Here is a 15,838-nt window from a genome sequence, read left to right as displayed (position 1 = left end):
GGGGAGTGGTAATGAGATGAACAAGTACAGACAAAAGGGCACTGTAGTTTTACTCGCAGCACTGTTTTCCTTATCCACATTGCTTGCGGCTTGCGGGAATCAGCCAACTGCTCAGAATGCCTCTGCTACGGGGGGAACCGAGGAACTCACGGAAATTACACAGGTGACGAACTGGTTTGCACAAGCGGAGCATGGGGGTCTATATGCGGCAAAGGAACAAGGATATTACAATGAGACTGGTCTCGATATGACCATCCAGGCAGGTGGGCCGCAGGTGTCTCCAACACAGATCGTGGCTTCCGGCAAGGCGCAGTTCGGACTTGCTACAGCGGATCAATTGCTGGTCGCTCGTGAAGAAGGAATCCCCCTTGTAGCGATTGCGACGATATTCCAGAAAAGCCCGCAGGGACTTATGGTTCATGCCAACCAGAACATGTCCTCCCTGGCCGATTTGAACAACCGCTCTGTTTACGTGGGAACGGGCTCGGTGTTCTGGGATTTTGTGAAGAGTAAATACCAATTGGGTAACGTGAAGGAATTGGCTTATACCGGTTCTCTGGCTCCTTTTGTAGCCAATGAAACGGTTGCCATTCAGGGATATGTAACCAGTGAGCCGTACGAGATGAAGCAGCAGAATGTAGACATTGATTTCCTACTACTGGCGGATGCCGGTTATAACCCGTATTCCAATGTGCTGTTCACCACGGAGCAGTATATCCAGGATCATCCTGATATTGTGCGTGGTTATGTCGAGGCTTCGATGAAGGGCTGGGATTATTACAAGACCAATTATGATACCGTGAATGACGTCATTTTAAAGGAAAACCCTGATTTTACGAAAGAAAAGCTGAACTATGCCGCTGAAACGCTTATCCCGTTCGTATACGAAGGTGATGCGGCGGAACACGGTGTTGGTTACATGACAGAGGAACGCTGGGCGGAGCTCGGAAAGCAGCTAAAGGAGATTGGGGCATTGAAAGAGGAGCCTGATGTCAGCAAAGTATTTACGGATGAGTTCTTGCCGAATTCCTAAGAGATTCCTTTAGGAGATCAGTTTTACAACATACGGGAGGGGAACCGAATGAATGAACATTGGATAGCCGTATTGAAAGAACGCATGGATCCGGAATTGCTGCAGTGGGAGGAGGCGGCGCTTGCCAAATATTCGATGGATTATCATCACTTCTCTCCTGTGCTGGCCAGTCAGCTGCAGGGGAAGGTCGCCGAGTGCATCGCCAGTCCGCGCACCGAGGAAGAGCTTGACGATCTGCTCTCCATTGCAGCAGAGCTGGGAGTTCCGCTGACCATCAGGGGGAACGGCACCGGCAACTACGGTCAATGCGTTCCGGTCACAGGCGGAATCGTCCTGAATCTGGCCAAATACAACAAGGTGCTCGAAATGGGAGAAGGCACGATGCGGATCCAGGCCGGGGCTAGACTCGGCAAAATGGAATCCACTGCCCGCAAGGCAGGGTATGAGCTGCGTACGATGCCTTCCACCTTTCAATCAGCGACGATCGGCGGTTTTTTATGCGGCGGTTTTGGCGGTATCGGTTCGATCAGCTGGGGGACGATCTGGGATGGGCTGGTACGTTCTCTAAAAATCAAGACCGTTGAGGTTCATCCCCGTACCATTGAGCTCCAGGGGGACGAAGTGCTGCCTTACCTGCATACTTACGGTACAATCGGCATTTTATCCGAAGTGGAAATCAATCTGGCTCCCCGGGTGGAATGGATGCAGTGGGCAGTAACCTTTGACAGGTTTGAACAGGCTTTTCGCTTCGGGCAGTCGGTTGCTGAGGACACTTCCTTGGTGAAAAGGCTAATCTCCATTCATGAATGGCCGGTTCCGTCCTATTTTCTTCCGCTTGATCTCCCCGCTGGTCGTGCTGTTGTATTGCTTGAAGTGGATACAGCTAACGAATCCCAACTTGAACGTATCCTACCGGAATATGAAGGTCATATGGTTATGAAGGTCTCTGCCGAGCAGTATCACAAAGGTGTAGGGGTCTCCGATTTCACATGGAATCATACGACTTTGTGGGCGCGCAAGGCAGACCCCGGCTTAACCTACCTGCAGCTGAATTTTGATCCATCCTGTGCCCTTGAGCAAATCTCATCTATGAAAAAGGAATATCCGGAAGTGATGAATCATATCGAATTTGCCCGGCAAAACGGAAATTTGCTGATCTCTGGCCTGCCACTGGTTCCCTTCACAACGGAGGAAAACCTGAATCAGTTGATGGAACTTTACGAGGAAAATCGGGTTATAGTCAATAATCCACATACTTGGGATCTGAAGGAAGGCGGGCGATCATACGCCCATGAACGTTTGTGGGAAATCAAACATCGTAACGATCCAAAGGGAATTTTGAATCAGGAGAAATTAAAGCGTTCGGCTGTTAGCGGTGTCTGATCAACGGGTGACGGAAGAATGGCGCAACCTGCAGCAGTTAACGTGCCATACGGGTTTCTATAGTCAATCCGTATCTACAGCAAAGGAGCGAGTTGCATGAAATTTGGAAATGTGGTCATCCGCCAAAAGGTTCCTTGCATGATGCGCGACGGCATATCGTTGTATTCAGATATATACCTGCCGGACGAGACAGGAGAATTTCCTGTGCTGCTGATGCGCCAGCCTTACGGCCGGTCCATTGCGTCTACCGTTACACATGCCCATCCCGTCTGGTATGCCAGTAAGGGGTACATCGTAGTAATCCAGGACGTTAGAGGGCGGGGAGAGTCGGAAGGCGAATTTAATCCGTTTGTTCAAGAAGCAGAGGACGGATTTGATACCATCGAATGGGCAGCCGGTCTGTCCGGCTCGACCGGGAAAGTAGGCATGTACGGTTTCTCTTATCAAGGCCTAACACAATGGGCAGCAGCTTCCCTTCACCCCCCTGCGCTCAAGGCGATTGCACCGAGCATGTGTCCGGCAGACATGTACCATGGCTTATTTTATCCGCATGGCTCCTTCGCACTTGGCAATCATCTGCCGTGGGCTTTCCAGCTGGCTCGCGACACGGCACAAAGAGCGGGTGACTTCGAAACGGCAGAGCAATGCTCCCGATTGATGCGCAGCCCCGAGGAGATGCTTTGGAAAATGCCGCTGAATGAAAGACATCCGATTTTGGAGCAATACTTTCCCGCATTTTATGATTGGATCGATCATCAAGCGTACGATCAGTACTGGGAGCGGATGAACTGGATCGAAGAGATCGTAAAGGGACCCGTGCCGGCTTTACATATTGGGGGCTGGTATGACGGTTTTCTAATGGGCACGTTACAGTCGTTCGAAGCTCTGCAAGCTACATCCACACCGGATTGCTTTCATCGGCTCATTGTCGGCCCGTGGGCCCACATTCCATGGGGGCGCAGAGCGGGCGGAATCGATCATGGCGAGCAGGCGGACGGTGGTCATCATTTGGAGCAGCTGCGCTGGTTTAATTATTGGCTGAAGGGCAAGGAAGACATGGAATTGTCTGGAGAACTGCCGATCCGATATTTTGACCAATTGAGTCATGAATGGCATACAGCGGAACAGCTACCTTCTGTATTTGAGGATGGGTCCTCTCCGTCCGAATCTTTTTATCTGTCGGGGTCACAGACCCCGGCGAACGGTGCAGTAGGAGGCGGAAGACTCGAAAGGCATAAGGAAGACGTGGAGGAGGCTGTTCCGGATGTTTTCGTATACGACTCGCGTCTGCCGATGCGTTTGGACTCTTACTTGCCATCCGACCGAACTGCCATTCATGAACGGCAAGAGATTCTGGTATATACGGGAGGACCGATTCCAGAGGATATCCCGATTTTTGGATCCCCGGAGTTGTCCGTGCAGTACCAAACATTGGGAGGTCCGACGGATCTGGTAGCGGTCCTGACGACCGTATCTGAGAATGGAACGGTCCGGCTACTGAGTGTGGGTCGCACGGAAATCTGCAGTGAAGGAGCAGATGCCTCCAATGAATGGAGAACGGCGCGGATTCGGCTGCGTCCCTTGGCTGCTACCCTGCCGGCTGGCTCGTATGTCCGGCTTGAGTTGACAGGCAGCGCCTTCCCTTTATTCGCTCGGCATCCGAACGGTGTCTGGGATGAGACGAACAGCACGGGAACAGGTGGGTTGAAGATTGCCACCACGGCTGTTCGCAGTACTGAACAGGACATATCCTGTTTGAAGCTGCCGTTGAAAAGATGAAAAGCGAGGCATAAATTAAAATCAATCAAAGTGAGGTTGAATGTATATGGTGAACATTCCAGGTCTGGTTGTTGGTAACTTTGAGAATTGTCCCGTCCACAAAATTTCCGCACAGGATACGAACAAGTTCATTTTACTGTGCGACAGGGAGCAGGTTCCTTTCACTTCATTTGTGGAGATCTTCGAGGTTGGAGGTAGAACTCCATCCAATGAACACCGGGAGGCTTATGAATATTTTTATGTGTTAAAAGGGGAGGGGCTTGCCAAAGTTGGCAACGAATATGAGACTCCGATCCGCCAAGGCTCATTCATTATTATTCCACCGGGCAACCATCACGATATTATCAACACGGGCAGTACACGTCTGTATTGTCTGACGACTATGGTACCGGACGAAATGTTCTCGGATATGATCAAAGCGGGTCCTGCCACCGAGCTGGATGAGGAGGATCTGGCCGTGCTTCAGGCACTGGCTACCGCGCAATGAGTGCAGAGCTGCGCTTCATTAATGTTCGCCTTCCGCACCGAGAAGACCTGTGTCTTTATGAAGTAAAGGCGAAGGGTGGAAAATGGGTTAGCGTCCGTCGACAGGACCGTTTCCTTGATGCACGGGAAAGTGGTGCTTCCCGTCTGCTGGTCCCGCATCAGGCCGGATCGAATCTGAAACGGTTGGCAGACGCGGATTGCATCGATCTGCAGGGCGGCATAATGCTTCCTGGCATGGTTGACTGTCATATGCATCTGGATAAGGCCTTTTCGCTTGTGCAGGTGTCAAACCGATCCGGAACGCTTCAAGAAGCCATTCTTAATTACAGCCAGGCTGTACAGACATTCAGCAAGGAGCAGCTGGCGGAACGCATGCTGACGGCTGCCAGTATGGCACTGAGCTATGGGACCACGACCATAAGGAGCCACCTTGACTTCCCTGTTCATTTGGGGAGAGAGGTGGCCTTTCGGACGATTGAGGCAGCCTTGGAAGTACGGGAGAAGTTGAAGGGCAGTATGGCTATCCAATATGCGCTCATGGTCCCGTTCCGCGGCAATCATGAAGCAGCAGATGAGGCAATCGAGGAAGGACTGCGGATGGGGATTGATGTATTGGGTGGAGCCCCTCATCTGGCAGAGGACCCTGAACGGGAGATTGGCAGGATTTTTCGGTTAGCGGAACGTTTCGGCGTACCCATTGATCTGCATGCAGATGAAAGTGATAATCCTGGAAAAAAAACCGTGCTGAGCATAGCAGAGCATACGATTCGCTACGGTTATCAGGGCAGAGTGACGGCAGATCATCTGTGCTCGTTGTCCGCAATGACGGAAAATGATGCACAGCATGTGATGGCGAAGATGAAGGAAGCAGGTCTGAACGCCGTAACGCTGCCTGCGGTGAACATGTATCTTCAGGGACGGGAAGATCGCGGCCTGGTAAGACGGGGCACAACACGCATTCGCGAGCTGCTTGCAGAAGGCATTCCGCTTGCTGCGGCCTCCGACAATATTCAGGACCCGTTCCATCCGTTCGGCCGGGGGGATCTGATACAGATCGCCCAAATCACATCGTATGCGGCCCATATGGGCAGTGAACAGGATTTAGTACAGCTGCTGCGGATGATCACGGATACACCTGCTGAGATCACAGGCTGCGACGGGTACGGAATAGAAGAAGGGCATGACTGCAACTTTGTCGTAACGGATGCTTCGGATATCACGCAGCTGCTATCAGGTACAAAAATGAGTCGCTGGGTGTATGCCTCCGGCAGATGGCAGTCTGCTTTGCATACAGCCCAGACGTTTGCGTCTGATTTGGTAACATGATTGGCGACAAAAGGGAATTACTGAGAGTTGAACACAAAGAGAAAGAGGGTGGCAAGATGGTTGCACAAGTCACAGGCACACAGACAATGGTAGTCAGTCCTCACTCTTTGGCCAGCGCCGCAGGAGCGCGTATTTTGCAGCAAGGAGGTAACGCCTTTGATGCCGCCGTGGCAGTGAGCGCTTGTCTTGCCGTCGTATACCCACATATGACGGGACTGGGAGGCGATTCCTTCTGGCTGACGTATAGCACCGAAGAGAGAAAAGTCAGGGCATATAACGCGAGTGGGCGTTCGGGCAGTCGGATTACCGCAGCCTGCTTTGCGGGTGAATCAGCCATCCCACAGCGGGGACCCCGAAGCGTCATTACCGTGCCGGGTATGGTGGACGGCTGGGATGCCATATTGCAGGAATATAGCTCGAAGACGCTGGCAGAGGTGCTTGAGCCCGCGATCCGTTATGCGCTGGAAGGCTTCCCACTGTCGCCGGACCAGCATGTCAATACAACCGAGCGTTTCGATGTGCTGGCAGCTTATCCACAGACAGCCGCCATCTATCTGCCCGGAGGCAAGATCCCAGAGCAAGGCAGCCGCTTTGTGCAGTCTGCTTTGGGAAGCAGCCTGCTGCAGGTTGCGGACCAGGGCCGAGACGTATTTTATTCTGGCAGTGTTGGTCAGGAGATTGTTCGCTCCCTTAAGGAGCAGGGCGGTCTGCTGACACTGGAGGACTTTGCGAGACACAGAGGTGAATGGGTGGAACCGGTCAAAGGGAGTTACCGAGGGCTTGATCTTTATCAGGTCCCTCCGAACTCACAGGGCTTTACCGGTATAATGGCGCTTCAAATTCTAGAACAGTTTGATTTGGAGAGTATAGAGCATGGTTCCTATGAGTACTATCACCTGCTTGTGGAGGCGCTGAAGCTGAGCTTCCGTGACCGCGATCGTTATTTGACAGACCCACAATTTTCTTCAATCCCCCTGGACCGACTGCTATCCAAATCCTATGCCGCGAAGCTGGCGGCCTGCATCGATATGGAGCGAGCTCTGCCGATGGATACCCAGCCGATAGGCCATGATACAGCATATGCAGCGGTAGTAGACAGTGAGGGCAATGCCGTTTCATTTATCCAAAGCCTCTATTTTGAGTTCGGCTCGGCTGTGGTTGGGGGAGACACCGGTATTTTGCTGCAGAACCGGGGCTCGTTCTTTTCTCTTGAACCGTCGCATGTGAACAGGCTTGAACCAGGCAAAAGAACTTTTCATACCCTGATGCCAGCGATGGCTTGCCGCGATGGGAAGCCGTATATTTTGTACGGTACCCAGGGAGGAGAAGGTCAGCCGCAGACACAAACCGCGCTGCTGACCCGCATGGTGGATTATCGCATGGCCCCCCAGATCGCTGTGCGTGAACCCCGCTGGGTGTGGGGAAGAACATGGGGAGAGGCAACGCAAGAATTGAGAGTGGAAGGCCGAATTGCGGCAGAAGTGCAGCAGCGTTTACGGCTAGCCGGACACGAGGTACACACAGTTGAAGATTTTGCTAGAGTCATGGGACATGCGCATGCCATTATGATCGATGACAATGGCTTCCTACTCGGGGGCACAGACCCCCGCTGCGATGGTGCGGCTATCGGATGGTAAACCAAAACAGGGGCGAAAGGTCTGGATGCTGTGCAATGCGGTATACGGAAGATAAAAAATTGGAGCTGGAACGGATGCGCAAAACGGTGACGAGGGGGGACAATTCCTCTATATCGACAATGCGGAGCATTTGAATTTTGCCGACGTACAATTCATTTCTCCGATTTTCAACATGCTGGGCATTACGGGAAAGATTTCTCCCGAAAGAGCGATTATATGCTGGATTTTTTCGATATACAAATTGTCGAGGGACAAGAACATATTCCCATTGAAGTCGCTATTTTAGCGGCTTTTTTATTTTATCGGTACAAGTTCTTGTCCCGAGTCAAAGACATGAATTTGTACCGATTGCCGAAAAGGATAAGAACATCGTCCGATTACCGAAAATGTATTTCTATTCAGAAGTATTTTCTAGTAAATCATCGTTGCTCCCTGTTTTGTAACCATTTAACCGTCCCAATGAGACCTATGAGTCCGATTAAGAAAACCAGTAAATAACTAGTACCCAACAAGGGAAATGAAGATACTCCGCTTCCCTGCAAATGCAAAGCAGGTACAGACCAGGGCAGATACGTGCCAATGGCAGTAGGACCGAATACCAATGCCAGCATCAAAGTTGTAAAAGCAAAGCCGATCGGCACCAGGTAACCGCGTGATATACAGGCTAACAGGGCAAGAGGTGCACTTAATAATAGGTGGAGAGCGCCAATTATAAGTATTAGGAACAAATAATGTTGTACAATTGCAAACGAAAAGCCAGGAAGTCCAATAGCAAAACCAAGTATTAAGACATAAGCAAAGCTGATCAACATCATTACAAAACACCAGAATATAATTGCGACATATTTAGCAATCGCTATTTTACCGCGCGATATAGGCAAAACGAGCAAATCCTTAAGAGTCCGATCAGAATACTCACGGCCAAATGTCCAGCTTGTCACCAATCCAAACCCCAGCAGCCCAAACACGGATGCATACAAAAACGCAGTTCGTTCAAAAAAAGAAGGCCAATCGGGCTGTCCCAAGAACAACGTGGTGACAAACAATATAAACAGAAGCGTGCCCCATAAAACAAAGGATCGACGCAATTTGTAAACTTCAACGCTACAGGCTGTCAGCAATGGTCTCATTCCGTTTTCCCTCCTCAACTCCGATCACTTTGAGAAAATAATGTTCCAAATTCTCTTCTTCAATGTTAAGCATCGTGAGCGGCACTTCATGCTGAGCAAGCAATTTCGCAATATGTTCGGGATGCTTCACGGCATGATCATCCGGGAGTGCAAGGCAGTTATTCGAAGTCGAATGTACCGCATACCCGGAGTCTGAAAGAATAGCTTGAGCCTTCCGAGCATCCTTCGTACCGATCATCAACTGCTTTCGGCGGATGGTTTCAAAGTCTTTTGTTGTCAGTTCTTCAAGCAAAACGCCTTTGTGAATAATGCCGATTCGAGAAGCCATTTTGGACATTTCCTCAAGGATATGGCTCGATATAAATACGGTAACCCCTTGTTGAGAAGCTAGAGCTTTCAGCATCTCCCTTATCTCGACAATTCCGGCTGGATCAAGCGCATTGGTTGGCTCATCAAGAATCAGAACGTCTGGTTTATGAATTAACGCTTTGGCCAATCCAAGTTTCTGCGCGTTACCAAGTGACAAATCTCTTGCCTTACTATCCGCATATTGAGTCAAATTCAATTGCTCCAGAATTTCGTCAACTGCCCTCGGAACCGGTAATCCTCGCAATCTCGCCATCAAACTCAAGTTTTCCCTAACCGTAAAGGTAGGGTAGGCATAGGGAACTTCCACCATAAAACCTACTCTTCTTGACAAATCGGGATTCCCATTCGCCCAGCGCTGACCAAACAAATACACTTCTCCGGAAGAAGGCTTGCTCATTCCGAGAAGAGATCGGATGGTTGTCGTTTTCCCTGCGCCATTCAACCCCAGGAATCCATAGATTTCTCCTTTTTTAACGGAAATCGAAACGCGATCTACAATGACTTTATTTCCGTATTGCTTTGTCAAGTTAACCGTTCGAATAATTTCTTCCATAGAAACAGTCCTCCATAACCTAAATTAAACGAATATAAGAGCCGGCAGCCATATGAGATGTTAAAAAGAATTCCGCCGGCCTTGTCCAAATCAGTTTGCGCGATAAATGGAATTCAAGTAATTCGAAATCGTTGCGGTATCATTAATGGAGGCACGCAGTGCGATGTAACCGTCGGGACGAATCAATACGAATTCATTACTTGTTACATCGTAAATTCGATAGGCATTCCCTGCTACGTCTATTATGCCTTCCACTCTTTCCACATGCGATGGAAGGATGCAATGCACATGAAGTTCGTCGTAGGTGAAGTTCTCCAAAGAAAGATGATCTGTGCGGTTTACAAAAGCCAAAAGAGTCCAGTGTGGACCACGCAACAGGTCAAATACACTTCCTGCAAAATCTGTACCTTGCAGACCCTCGGCATTAGGAGCACGATCCCCGGGCAATGAACGGGTAACATTCGTTCGAGCAGACGGGCGGGTAAGAGAACTTGACCGATAGGAAATGAGAAGCCCACTCGTCAGATCGTCGGATATGGTGCTCAAAGATAGGGACAACCCTCCGCCTTCAGTCGCCGTTCCTATGACCCCATCCATCTTCTTCGAGCTGTCCTCAAGCACGGCTTGAGCCACTGGGCGGCGCTCCTCATCGTACGTGTCTAGGAAGGCGGTGTCCGCTCCGCGTATGACAGTTGCCAGCTTCCAGCCGAGATTGTACGCGTCCTGCATCCCCGTATTCATGCCTTGACCGCCAGCCGGCGAATGAACATGAGCAGCATCGCCGGCAAGGAAGACCCGGCCATTGCGGTAGCATTCAACCATACGGACGTTGACCCGGTAGATGGAAAGCCAGGAAGCATCCGTGAGCCGAACAAGTCCTGCCCCAGCCCGGCGGTCAAACATGGCTTGATACGCCACTAGCGATGGCTGCTCTGGTTCTTCAATGTCTGCCGGAATTGTAGCCTGCAGCTGCCAAATATCGGATTTCGGTAGCGGTGTCACCCCGACCATCCCCTCCGAAGATGTCCAGATATGGATATGGTCACGATCTAACCCTTCCAATCGTACATCGCCAAGATACCATCGCTCATCATCGTGTGTTTCTCCAACCAGCTGCAACTGAATAAACTTGCGGATATTGCTTTTGCCCCCGTCAGCGCCGACGACATAACGAGCGCGAATTTGCTCTTCTCCTTGCGGTGTATTCACGGTTACCGTCACACCATCCAAATCCTGTTCAAGCCCTACAGCTTCCACGCCCAACTCGACTTGACCGCCAAGCGCCGCATAGCGGTCGCGCAATGCTTTTTCCACATCATACTGAGCAATCCAGACCGGATCACGATAGGGTGTCTCCAGTTCGGCACTGGCTGCAACGGTAATAGCCGGCTTGTCCACATTCCTGCCATCTGCGGTATAGTAACGAACAGGCAAATCCACAACACCTGTGTCCACAATGTAACGAACGGCCTCCAAATCATCAACAACCTCAAGCGAGCGGGGCTGGATTGCTTTGGCGCGAGACGCTACGTTATATAAGGCGCTTCGTTCAATAATACGATGGTCGACGTTTCGACGGGCAAGGTCACAGGTAAGTGTAAGCCCTGTTGGTCCGGCCCCGACAATGAGAACATCAACAAAAGACTGCACGGTTTTCATGGATAAAATCCTCCTTAATCATTGATTGTGATATGTTGCATTGATTATACTACACCGTGCAGTGTAGTTTGTAAAGTGGAACTCATTTTTGATAGTATACCTATAGGGGGGAAACATAAGGATGGATAATACGGAAAACAAAAAAATCCGCAAAGGCTCTTCAGACAAACGAGCCAAAATTATTGCGGCAGCACGAGACCTGTTTCTTTCAGATGGGTTTGATCGTTCCAGCGTCGATGCAGTCGCTGCTAAAGCGGGAGTTTCCAAACGGACCGTTTATGATTATTATGGCGACAAACAGAACTTGCTGCTTGCTGTTGTGGAAGAAACCAGTGAGGCGGTTCTGGACATGATCAAGAAAGGGATATCAGACTACCTCTGGGAATTCGTGGATCTGGAGCAGGCGCTCATCTTATTCTGCGAACAATTCGTAGCTTCTGCGAACGGTTCGTCCGATTACAGCGCTTTGATCCGTCTGGTTACAATGGAAGCGGCCAACCTGCCAGGCTCGTTTTTAGAAAAGCTGGATAACGCAACGGAAGAGGGGATTATCAGGAGGTTTAACGAGTTTGGACAAACCGGACTGCTTGATGTGCCAGATCCTGTAATGGCTACAAAGCACTTCGCTGCCTTAACGTTTTTGTTGGTATTTGATCAACCGATAAAAGCAGGCAATTTGGAGGAGGAACAAACCAAACGCATCATCTCAGAAGGCGTACGCGTCTTTCTTTGCGCTTATGGAAAACGCACTGTTTAAAACGAAAATCAGCCATCAAACTGATTGCGGTTTTGCTTAACGATAAAAGACTGCCATATATATGTCGAGGGGCAAGAACATCGCCCCATTGAAGTCGATATTTTAGCGGCTTTTTATTTTATAGGTACAAGTTTTTGTCCCAAGCCAAGGACAAGAACTTGTACCCATTATGGAATGGACAAGAACATAGTCGATTTCCGATTAGATGGATATCTAATTATAAGATCCTCAGCTTAATTATTGCTGGTTCCTTAATTTCTACATCACCGCTCAATAATGCTCTTTTGCGTTGTCAGAAGTAAGTCCAAACCATATTCCAATCATTAACGTATGACAGACACTTTTCCTAAATAAGACAAACTCAGTTTAGCCTGGTTCTTGTTCGCCGCACGATAAAGAAGAAGATGTACTCTGTGGGCATGTCGCACCATTGTTACATGCCTTATTTTCAGCCTTCGTTCAACTAACAGGAAGGATAATTCCAAAATATGTGTTAGACTTGCGATGGTTTTAATAGAGAACGTTACGGTAAATTTTAAATATTTACTGTATAGGATAGAGTTATCACCGTACCTCTATAAGCTAGAGAATGCGAATTATCATTACGAGTAAGAGTAACTAATGTGTGTCATATGATCGTTCCATCGACGAAGCAGCCAGAAATCGGTAGAGGACTGACAGTAGGAAGCAATGACACAAAAAGAAAGAGGGTTGTGATAGGGAAAAGGTGGAACTTCTCCCAGTCTGTACTCGTAATAATTAAGTATGTTCATTCAAATATGAACGATACTTATCTAAAGGAGAATACATAATATGAAAAACTGGAAACACATACTCTTGTCTCTCACCATCTCAGTAGGTTTGCTAGCTTCAGCAGCGCCGGCCCTGGCTGCACCTCAAGAAGAGACATCCATTAAAGTCAATGATCAGGCAGTAGAGTATACTGCAGGGGCACCAATTAATAATAAGGGAACAACATTGGTTCCGCTTCGCTCTACGCTGGATGCGATGGACGTAAAACTGAAGACTGCGACAGATGATACGATTACGGCCGTTGTGGATGGAAAAACGATTACTCTTAAAAACAAGCTAACACGTATTAATGGTGTAACGTATGCACCCATCCGTATCGTTGGAGACGCAATAGGTTACGAAGTAAACTGGGATGCGAAGACACGTACCGTGCTGCTCGTCTCCAAAGGAACAGAAACGGCTGAACAAACGGGTAGCCGCGGCTTCATGTGGGAAGTGGAAAGCAACGGAAATACCGTATATCTGGTGGGCTCCATGCATCTTGCAGATGATAGCTTCTATCCCTTACGTGAAGAGTTTGAAGAAGCTTTTGCTGAAGCGGATTACTTGGGCGTAGAGCTTGATGTGAGTAAAGGAACAGACGAAGCACAACAACAGTTAATCCTGGATCTGGGATCTTATCAAGATGGAACGATACTGAAGGATCATGTTTCAAGCGAAACGTATGCCAAGCTAGGGGATATTTTGAAGAAAAACGGATTGGAGCCGGATGTGCTGGATGAATTCAAGCCTTGGGTTGTAGAAAATACACTCGCCAGCCTTAAGACTACGCCTGCTGGATATGAAGGTTCGGCAGGGGTGGATCTGTATTTTGTTCAAAAGGCTATTGAACGAAAACTTCCAATTATTGAACTAGAATCTTACGAGTTTCAACTGAACATGTTCAATAACTTCTCCAAAGAGCTGCAGGAGGAGAATCTGAATACAACACTCGATAACTTCGATGTGCTGGATGATGATATGAACCAGTTGGCTGAGATGTGGAAAACGGGGAACGACGAGCAGTTGTTAGAATTCACAAACACCTACTCGGATAACGAAGAGTACAACAAAGCAATGCTAATCGACCGTAACATCGGCATGGCTAATAAGATCGATGGATATTTGAAGAGTGATAAAAAAGAAGAGTACTTTATTGTGATAGGTGCTGCTCACTACTTAGGGGAGCATGGGATTGTGAAGTTGCTTGAGGATAAAGGATACTCTGTGGAACGGAAATAGTTCAATTTTGTTAGTGAAACAAGAGATTCCTTTGTCCCAACTGATAGAATATGGATTTACTAAAGTAAAGGTCAAGATGTACATCTTGACCTTTTAATTTTTACTAGCTAACAATGCAATAGGATTTAGCAGTCCAGGGTGAAAAACGTGTAAGCAAGCTTAATTTAAAGTAAAATATTAATATTACTGTCGAGGGACAAGAACATTGTGTCATTTCGGATTAGGTGATTATCTAAATAGTATTATGATGGAGATCATGTGGCTAGATAAAAGCATATGAATATAAGACTTCGCCCACCGGCAACAATCGCAACATCATATATTTCGGCCTCAATCTTGGTCATCTTTCTTCTACCTCCCTGATCAACATCACAATCTTCAAAAGCTATTGGCAAGCCAAGTCTGCACGGATTCGGCTTCAGGCTTCCAGCCAAGCAAGTTTCGAGCATGTACAGAGCGAATTCGGCAATTCGTCGCAAGTGTATATTGAGCCAGAAGGCCAAATTCAGCAACCGCTTCCTCCAGAGACCAGCTCACTGTGCGTCCCTCATATCCAAGCGCCTCACTCACGGAACGGCTTAGATCACGGAACGATTCCTCGCCATTTTCTGCGAAAAAGTAAGAGGAGGATGGCGCTTTGTCTAGCGCAAGAAGGTACAATTGGACCAAGTCACGAATATGGACGTTCGACCATCTGTTCAGACCTTTGCCAATATATACTCCGGCGTTCATTTCTTTCGATTTCTGTACAATCATTGGAAGCTGAATGCTGTCTCTTGGAAGTCCGAGAGACGTTCCATATACCATGGAAGGTACGATGACAATGCCTCGCACTCCTTGATCGACCCCTGCTTTACGCACCAGCTCATTGACTCGAATCGATTCCAAGTCCCTTGTTACAGGTGTTTCTTCGTTATAGATTTGCTCGCTCTGGAATTCGCCCTTGGCATCATCCCCAACGTTGCCTGAACCGGATGTGTGAATCAACGGCTTTCCTGTACCGCGCAAAGCGCTAACAAACGTCTCAATAGCCTTGCGGTGAGCAACGTCAGCTGTATGAATCACTCCATCGCTCCGTTTTGCGTAATCAGCCAGTATTTCCGTATCTCCAAGTGTGCCCACGACAGGCTCCACTCCAAGCTCTTTCAGCTCGTTTATTTGGCTGGTACTCCGGGTCAGACCATAGATAGAATGCCCTGCATCGAGCAATACTTTAGCCACAGAACTTCCAATATATCCGGTAACGCCTGTCATAAATATTTTCATCGTTCGTCATCTCCCTAATCTAAGTTCTTAAAAGTAAAGTGATACGATCTGTCACTGCCTCCTATACTTACATTAAAAATAAGATATTATAGATATTTTATATCTATAATAGGGGCAAAAAAAGGTGCGTGATTCAGCTTGTATTCATACAAAGAACCAGTTCCTTTGATCCCATGGACATGAAGTGCATAGTCGAGTTAAGAATAATTCATTTGCGCTCCTATTATCGACTCATCGAGTCCATAATCGACTGACTTAGCTCATTTTAGGGCTACGGATTACATATGTCAAGTACCTGGCTCGCCTAAACCGACATAAACCAATGTAATCTTAAACTTGTTCTCTTAGCATCCCGTATTAGACGGATTGCATAGCAACGTATTCCACATGCTAGAACTGCCAAGCGTACCAGAAGACTACCGCTGA

At 48.5% G+C, this 15,838-nt stretch carries 12 protein-coding genes and 1 pseudogene; 9 read left to right on the top strand and 4 right to left on the bottom strand.

Annotation, left to right across the window (positions count from 1 at the left end; all coding sequences use genetic code 11):
- Positions 1 to 16 precede the first annotated feature (16 nt).
- From AC4G47_RS13905 to AC4G47_RS13875, 7 genes and pseudogenes are all read left to right on the top strand, one after another.
- Positions 17 to 1,033, top strand: coding sequence for an ABC transporter substrate-binding protein (locus AC4G47_RS13905; protein WP_491106408.1), 1,017 nt, complete (start codon positions 17 to 19; stop codon positions 1,031 to 1,033).
- A 48-nt stretch (positions 1,034 to 1,081) separates the two neighbouring features.
- The gene (locus tag AC4G47_RS13900; RefSeq protein WP_491106407.1) at positions 1,082 to 2,416 is read left to right on the top strand and encodes an FAD-binding oxidoreductase; all 1,335 of its coding nucleotides are present in this window, start codon (positions 1,082 to 1,084) and stop codon (positions 2,414 to 2,416) included.
- A 96-nt stretch (positions 2,417 to 2,512) separates the two neighbouring features.
- A complete protein-coding gene (locus AC4G47_RS13895) occupies positions 2,513 to 4,195 on the top strand; it encodes a CocE/NonD family hydrolase (protein WP_491106406.1) in 1,683 nt (560 codons plus the stop codon).
- Between the two features lie 46 nt (positions 4,196 to 4,241).
- Positions 4,242 to 4,682, top strand: a complete 441-nt coding sequence (locus AC4G47_RS13890; RefSeq protein ID WP_491106405.1) for a cupin domain-containing protein — start codon at positions 4,242 to 4,244, stop codon at positions 4,680 to 4,682.
- Complete coding sequence (locus tag AC4G47_RS13885) at positions 4,679 to 6,007, top strand: amidohydrolase family protein (protein WP_491106404.1); 1,329 nt, start codon at positions 4,679 to 4,681, stop codon at positions 6,005 to 6,007. The genes AC4G47_RS13890 and AC4G47_RS13885 overlap by 4 nt, the downstream gene beginning before the upstream one ends.
- Before the next feature lie 56 nt (positions 6,008 to 6,063).
- The gene (ggt, locus tag AC4G47_RS13880) at positions 6,064 to 7,644 is read left to right on the top strand and encodes a gamma-glutamyltransferase (protein ID WP_491106403.1); all 1,581 of its coding nucleotides are present in this window, start codon (positions 6,064 to 6,066) and stop codon (positions 7,642 to 7,644) included.
- A 44-nt stretch (positions 7,645 to 7,688) separates the two neighbouring features.
- Positions 7,689 to 7,887: pseudogene (locus AC4G47_RS13875) on the top strand (alpha/beta hydrolase family protein); the annotation flags it as partial.
- A 176-nt stretch (positions 7,888 to 8,063) separates the two neighbouring features.
- Here the strand turns inward: AC4G47_RS13875 and AC4G47_RS13870 are convergent.
- From AC4G47_RS13870 to AC4G47_RS13860, 3 genes are all read right to left on the bottom strand, one after another.
- Positions 8,064 to 8,774: an ABC transporter permease gene (locus AC4G47_RS13870; RefSeq protein WP_491106402.1), complete on the bottom strand. Its 711-nt coding sequence runs from the start codon at positions 8,772 to 8,774 to the stop codon at positions 8,064 to 8,066.
- Positions 8,749 to 9,696: an ABC transporter ATP-binding protein gene (locus AC4G47_RS13865; protein ID WP_458122662.1), complete on the bottom strand. Its 948-nt coding sequence runs from the start codon at positions 9,694 to 9,696 to the stop codon at positions 8,749 to 8,751. Before AC4G47_RS13865 ends, AC4G47_RS13870 begins: the two co-directional genes overlap by 26 nt.
- Positions 9,697 to 9,786: 90 nt before the next feature.
- Complete coding sequence (locus AC4G47_RS13860) at positions 9,787 to 11,355, bottom strand: FAD-dependent monooxygenase (protein WP_491106401.1); 1,569 nt, start codon at positions 11,353 to 11,355, stop codon at positions 9,787 to 9,789.
- Positions 11,356 to 11,476: 121 nt separating this feature from the next.
- Between AC4G47_RS13860 and AC4G47_RS13855 the strand changes: the two genes are divergently transcribed.
- Together AC4G47_RS13855 and AC4G47_RS13850 are read left to right on the top strand one after the other, a co-directional pair.
- The gene (locus AC4G47_RS13855; protein WP_491106400.1) at positions 11,477 to 12,112 is read left to right on the top strand and encodes a TetR/AcrR family transcriptional regulator; all 636 of its coding nucleotides are present in this window, start codon (positions 11,477 to 11,479) and stop codon (positions 12,110 to 12,112) included.
- Positions 12,113 to 12,925: 813 nt separating this feature from the next.
- Complete coding sequence (locus tag AC4G47_RS13850; RefSeq protein WP_491106399.1) at positions 12,926 to 14,146, top strand: TraB/GumN family protein; 1,221 nt, start codon at positions 12,926 to 12,928, stop codon at positions 14,144 to 14,146.
- Positions 14,147 to 14,524: 378 nt separating this feature from the next.
- On the opposite strand, the gene AC4G47_RS13845 is transcribed toward AC4G47_RS13850, so the two are convergent.
- The gene (locus AC4G47_RS13845) at positions 14,525 to 15,412 is read right to left on the bottom strand and encodes an NAD-dependent epimerase/dehydratase family protein (protein ID WP_491106398.1); all 888 of its coding nucleotides are present in this window, start codon (positions 15,410 to 15,412) and stop codon (positions 14,525 to 14,527) included.
- Between the last annotated feature and the right edge of the window lie 426 nt (positions 15,413 to 15,838).

The sequence above is a fragment of the Paenibacillus sp. Negev47 genome (assembly GCF_058313655.1).
This window is presented reverse-complemented; position numbering and strand designations above follow the sequence as displayed.

Coding starts and splice junctions, on each gene's coding strand:
- AC4G47_RS13905 (WP_491106408.1), top strand. CDS start 17: ATGAACAAGTACAGACAAAAGGGCACTGTAGTTTTACTCGCAGCACTG.
- AC4G47_RS13900 (WP_491106407.1), top strand. CDS start 1,082: ATGAATGAACATTGGATAGCCGTATTGAAAGAACGCATGGATCCGGAA.
- AC4G47_RS13895 (WP_491106406.1), top strand. CDS start 2,513: ATGAAATTTGGAAATGTGGTCATCCGCCAAAAGGTTCCTTGCATGATG.
- AC4G47_RS13890 (WP_491106405.1), top strand. CDS start 4,242: ATGGTGAACATTCCAGGTCTGGTTGTTGGTAACTTTGAGAATTGTCCC.
- AC4G47_RS13885 (WP_491106404.1), top strand. CDS start 4,679: ATGAGTGCAGAGCTGCGCTTCATTAATGTTCGCCTTCCGCACCGAGAA.
- ggt (WP_491106403.1), top strand. CDS start 6,064: ATGGTTGCACAAGTCACAGGCACACAGACAATGGTAGTCAGTCCTCAC.
- AC4G47_RS13870 (WP_491106402.1), bottom strand. CDS start 8,774: ATGAGACCATTGCTGACAGCCTGTAGCGTTGAAGTTTACAAATTGCGT.
- AC4G47_RS13865 (WP_458122662.1), bottom strand. CDS start 9,696: ATGGAAGAAATTATTCGAACGGTTAACTTGACAAAGCAATACGGAAAT.
- AC4G47_RS13860 (WP_491106401.1), bottom strand. CDS start 11,355: ATGAAAACCGTGCAGTCTTTTGTTGATGTTCTCATTGTCGGGGCCGGA.
- AC4G47_RS13855 (WP_491106400.1), top strand. CDS start 11,477: ATGGATAATACGGAAAACAAAAAAATCCGCAAAGGCTCTTCAGACAAA.
- AC4G47_RS13850 (WP_491106399.1), top strand. CDS start 12,926: ATGAAAAACTGGAAACACATACTCTTGTCTCTCACCATCTCAGTAGGT.
- AC4G47_RS13845 (WP_491106398.1), bottom strand. CDS start 15,412: ATGAAAATATTTATGACAGGCGTTACCGGATATATTGGAAGTTCTGTG.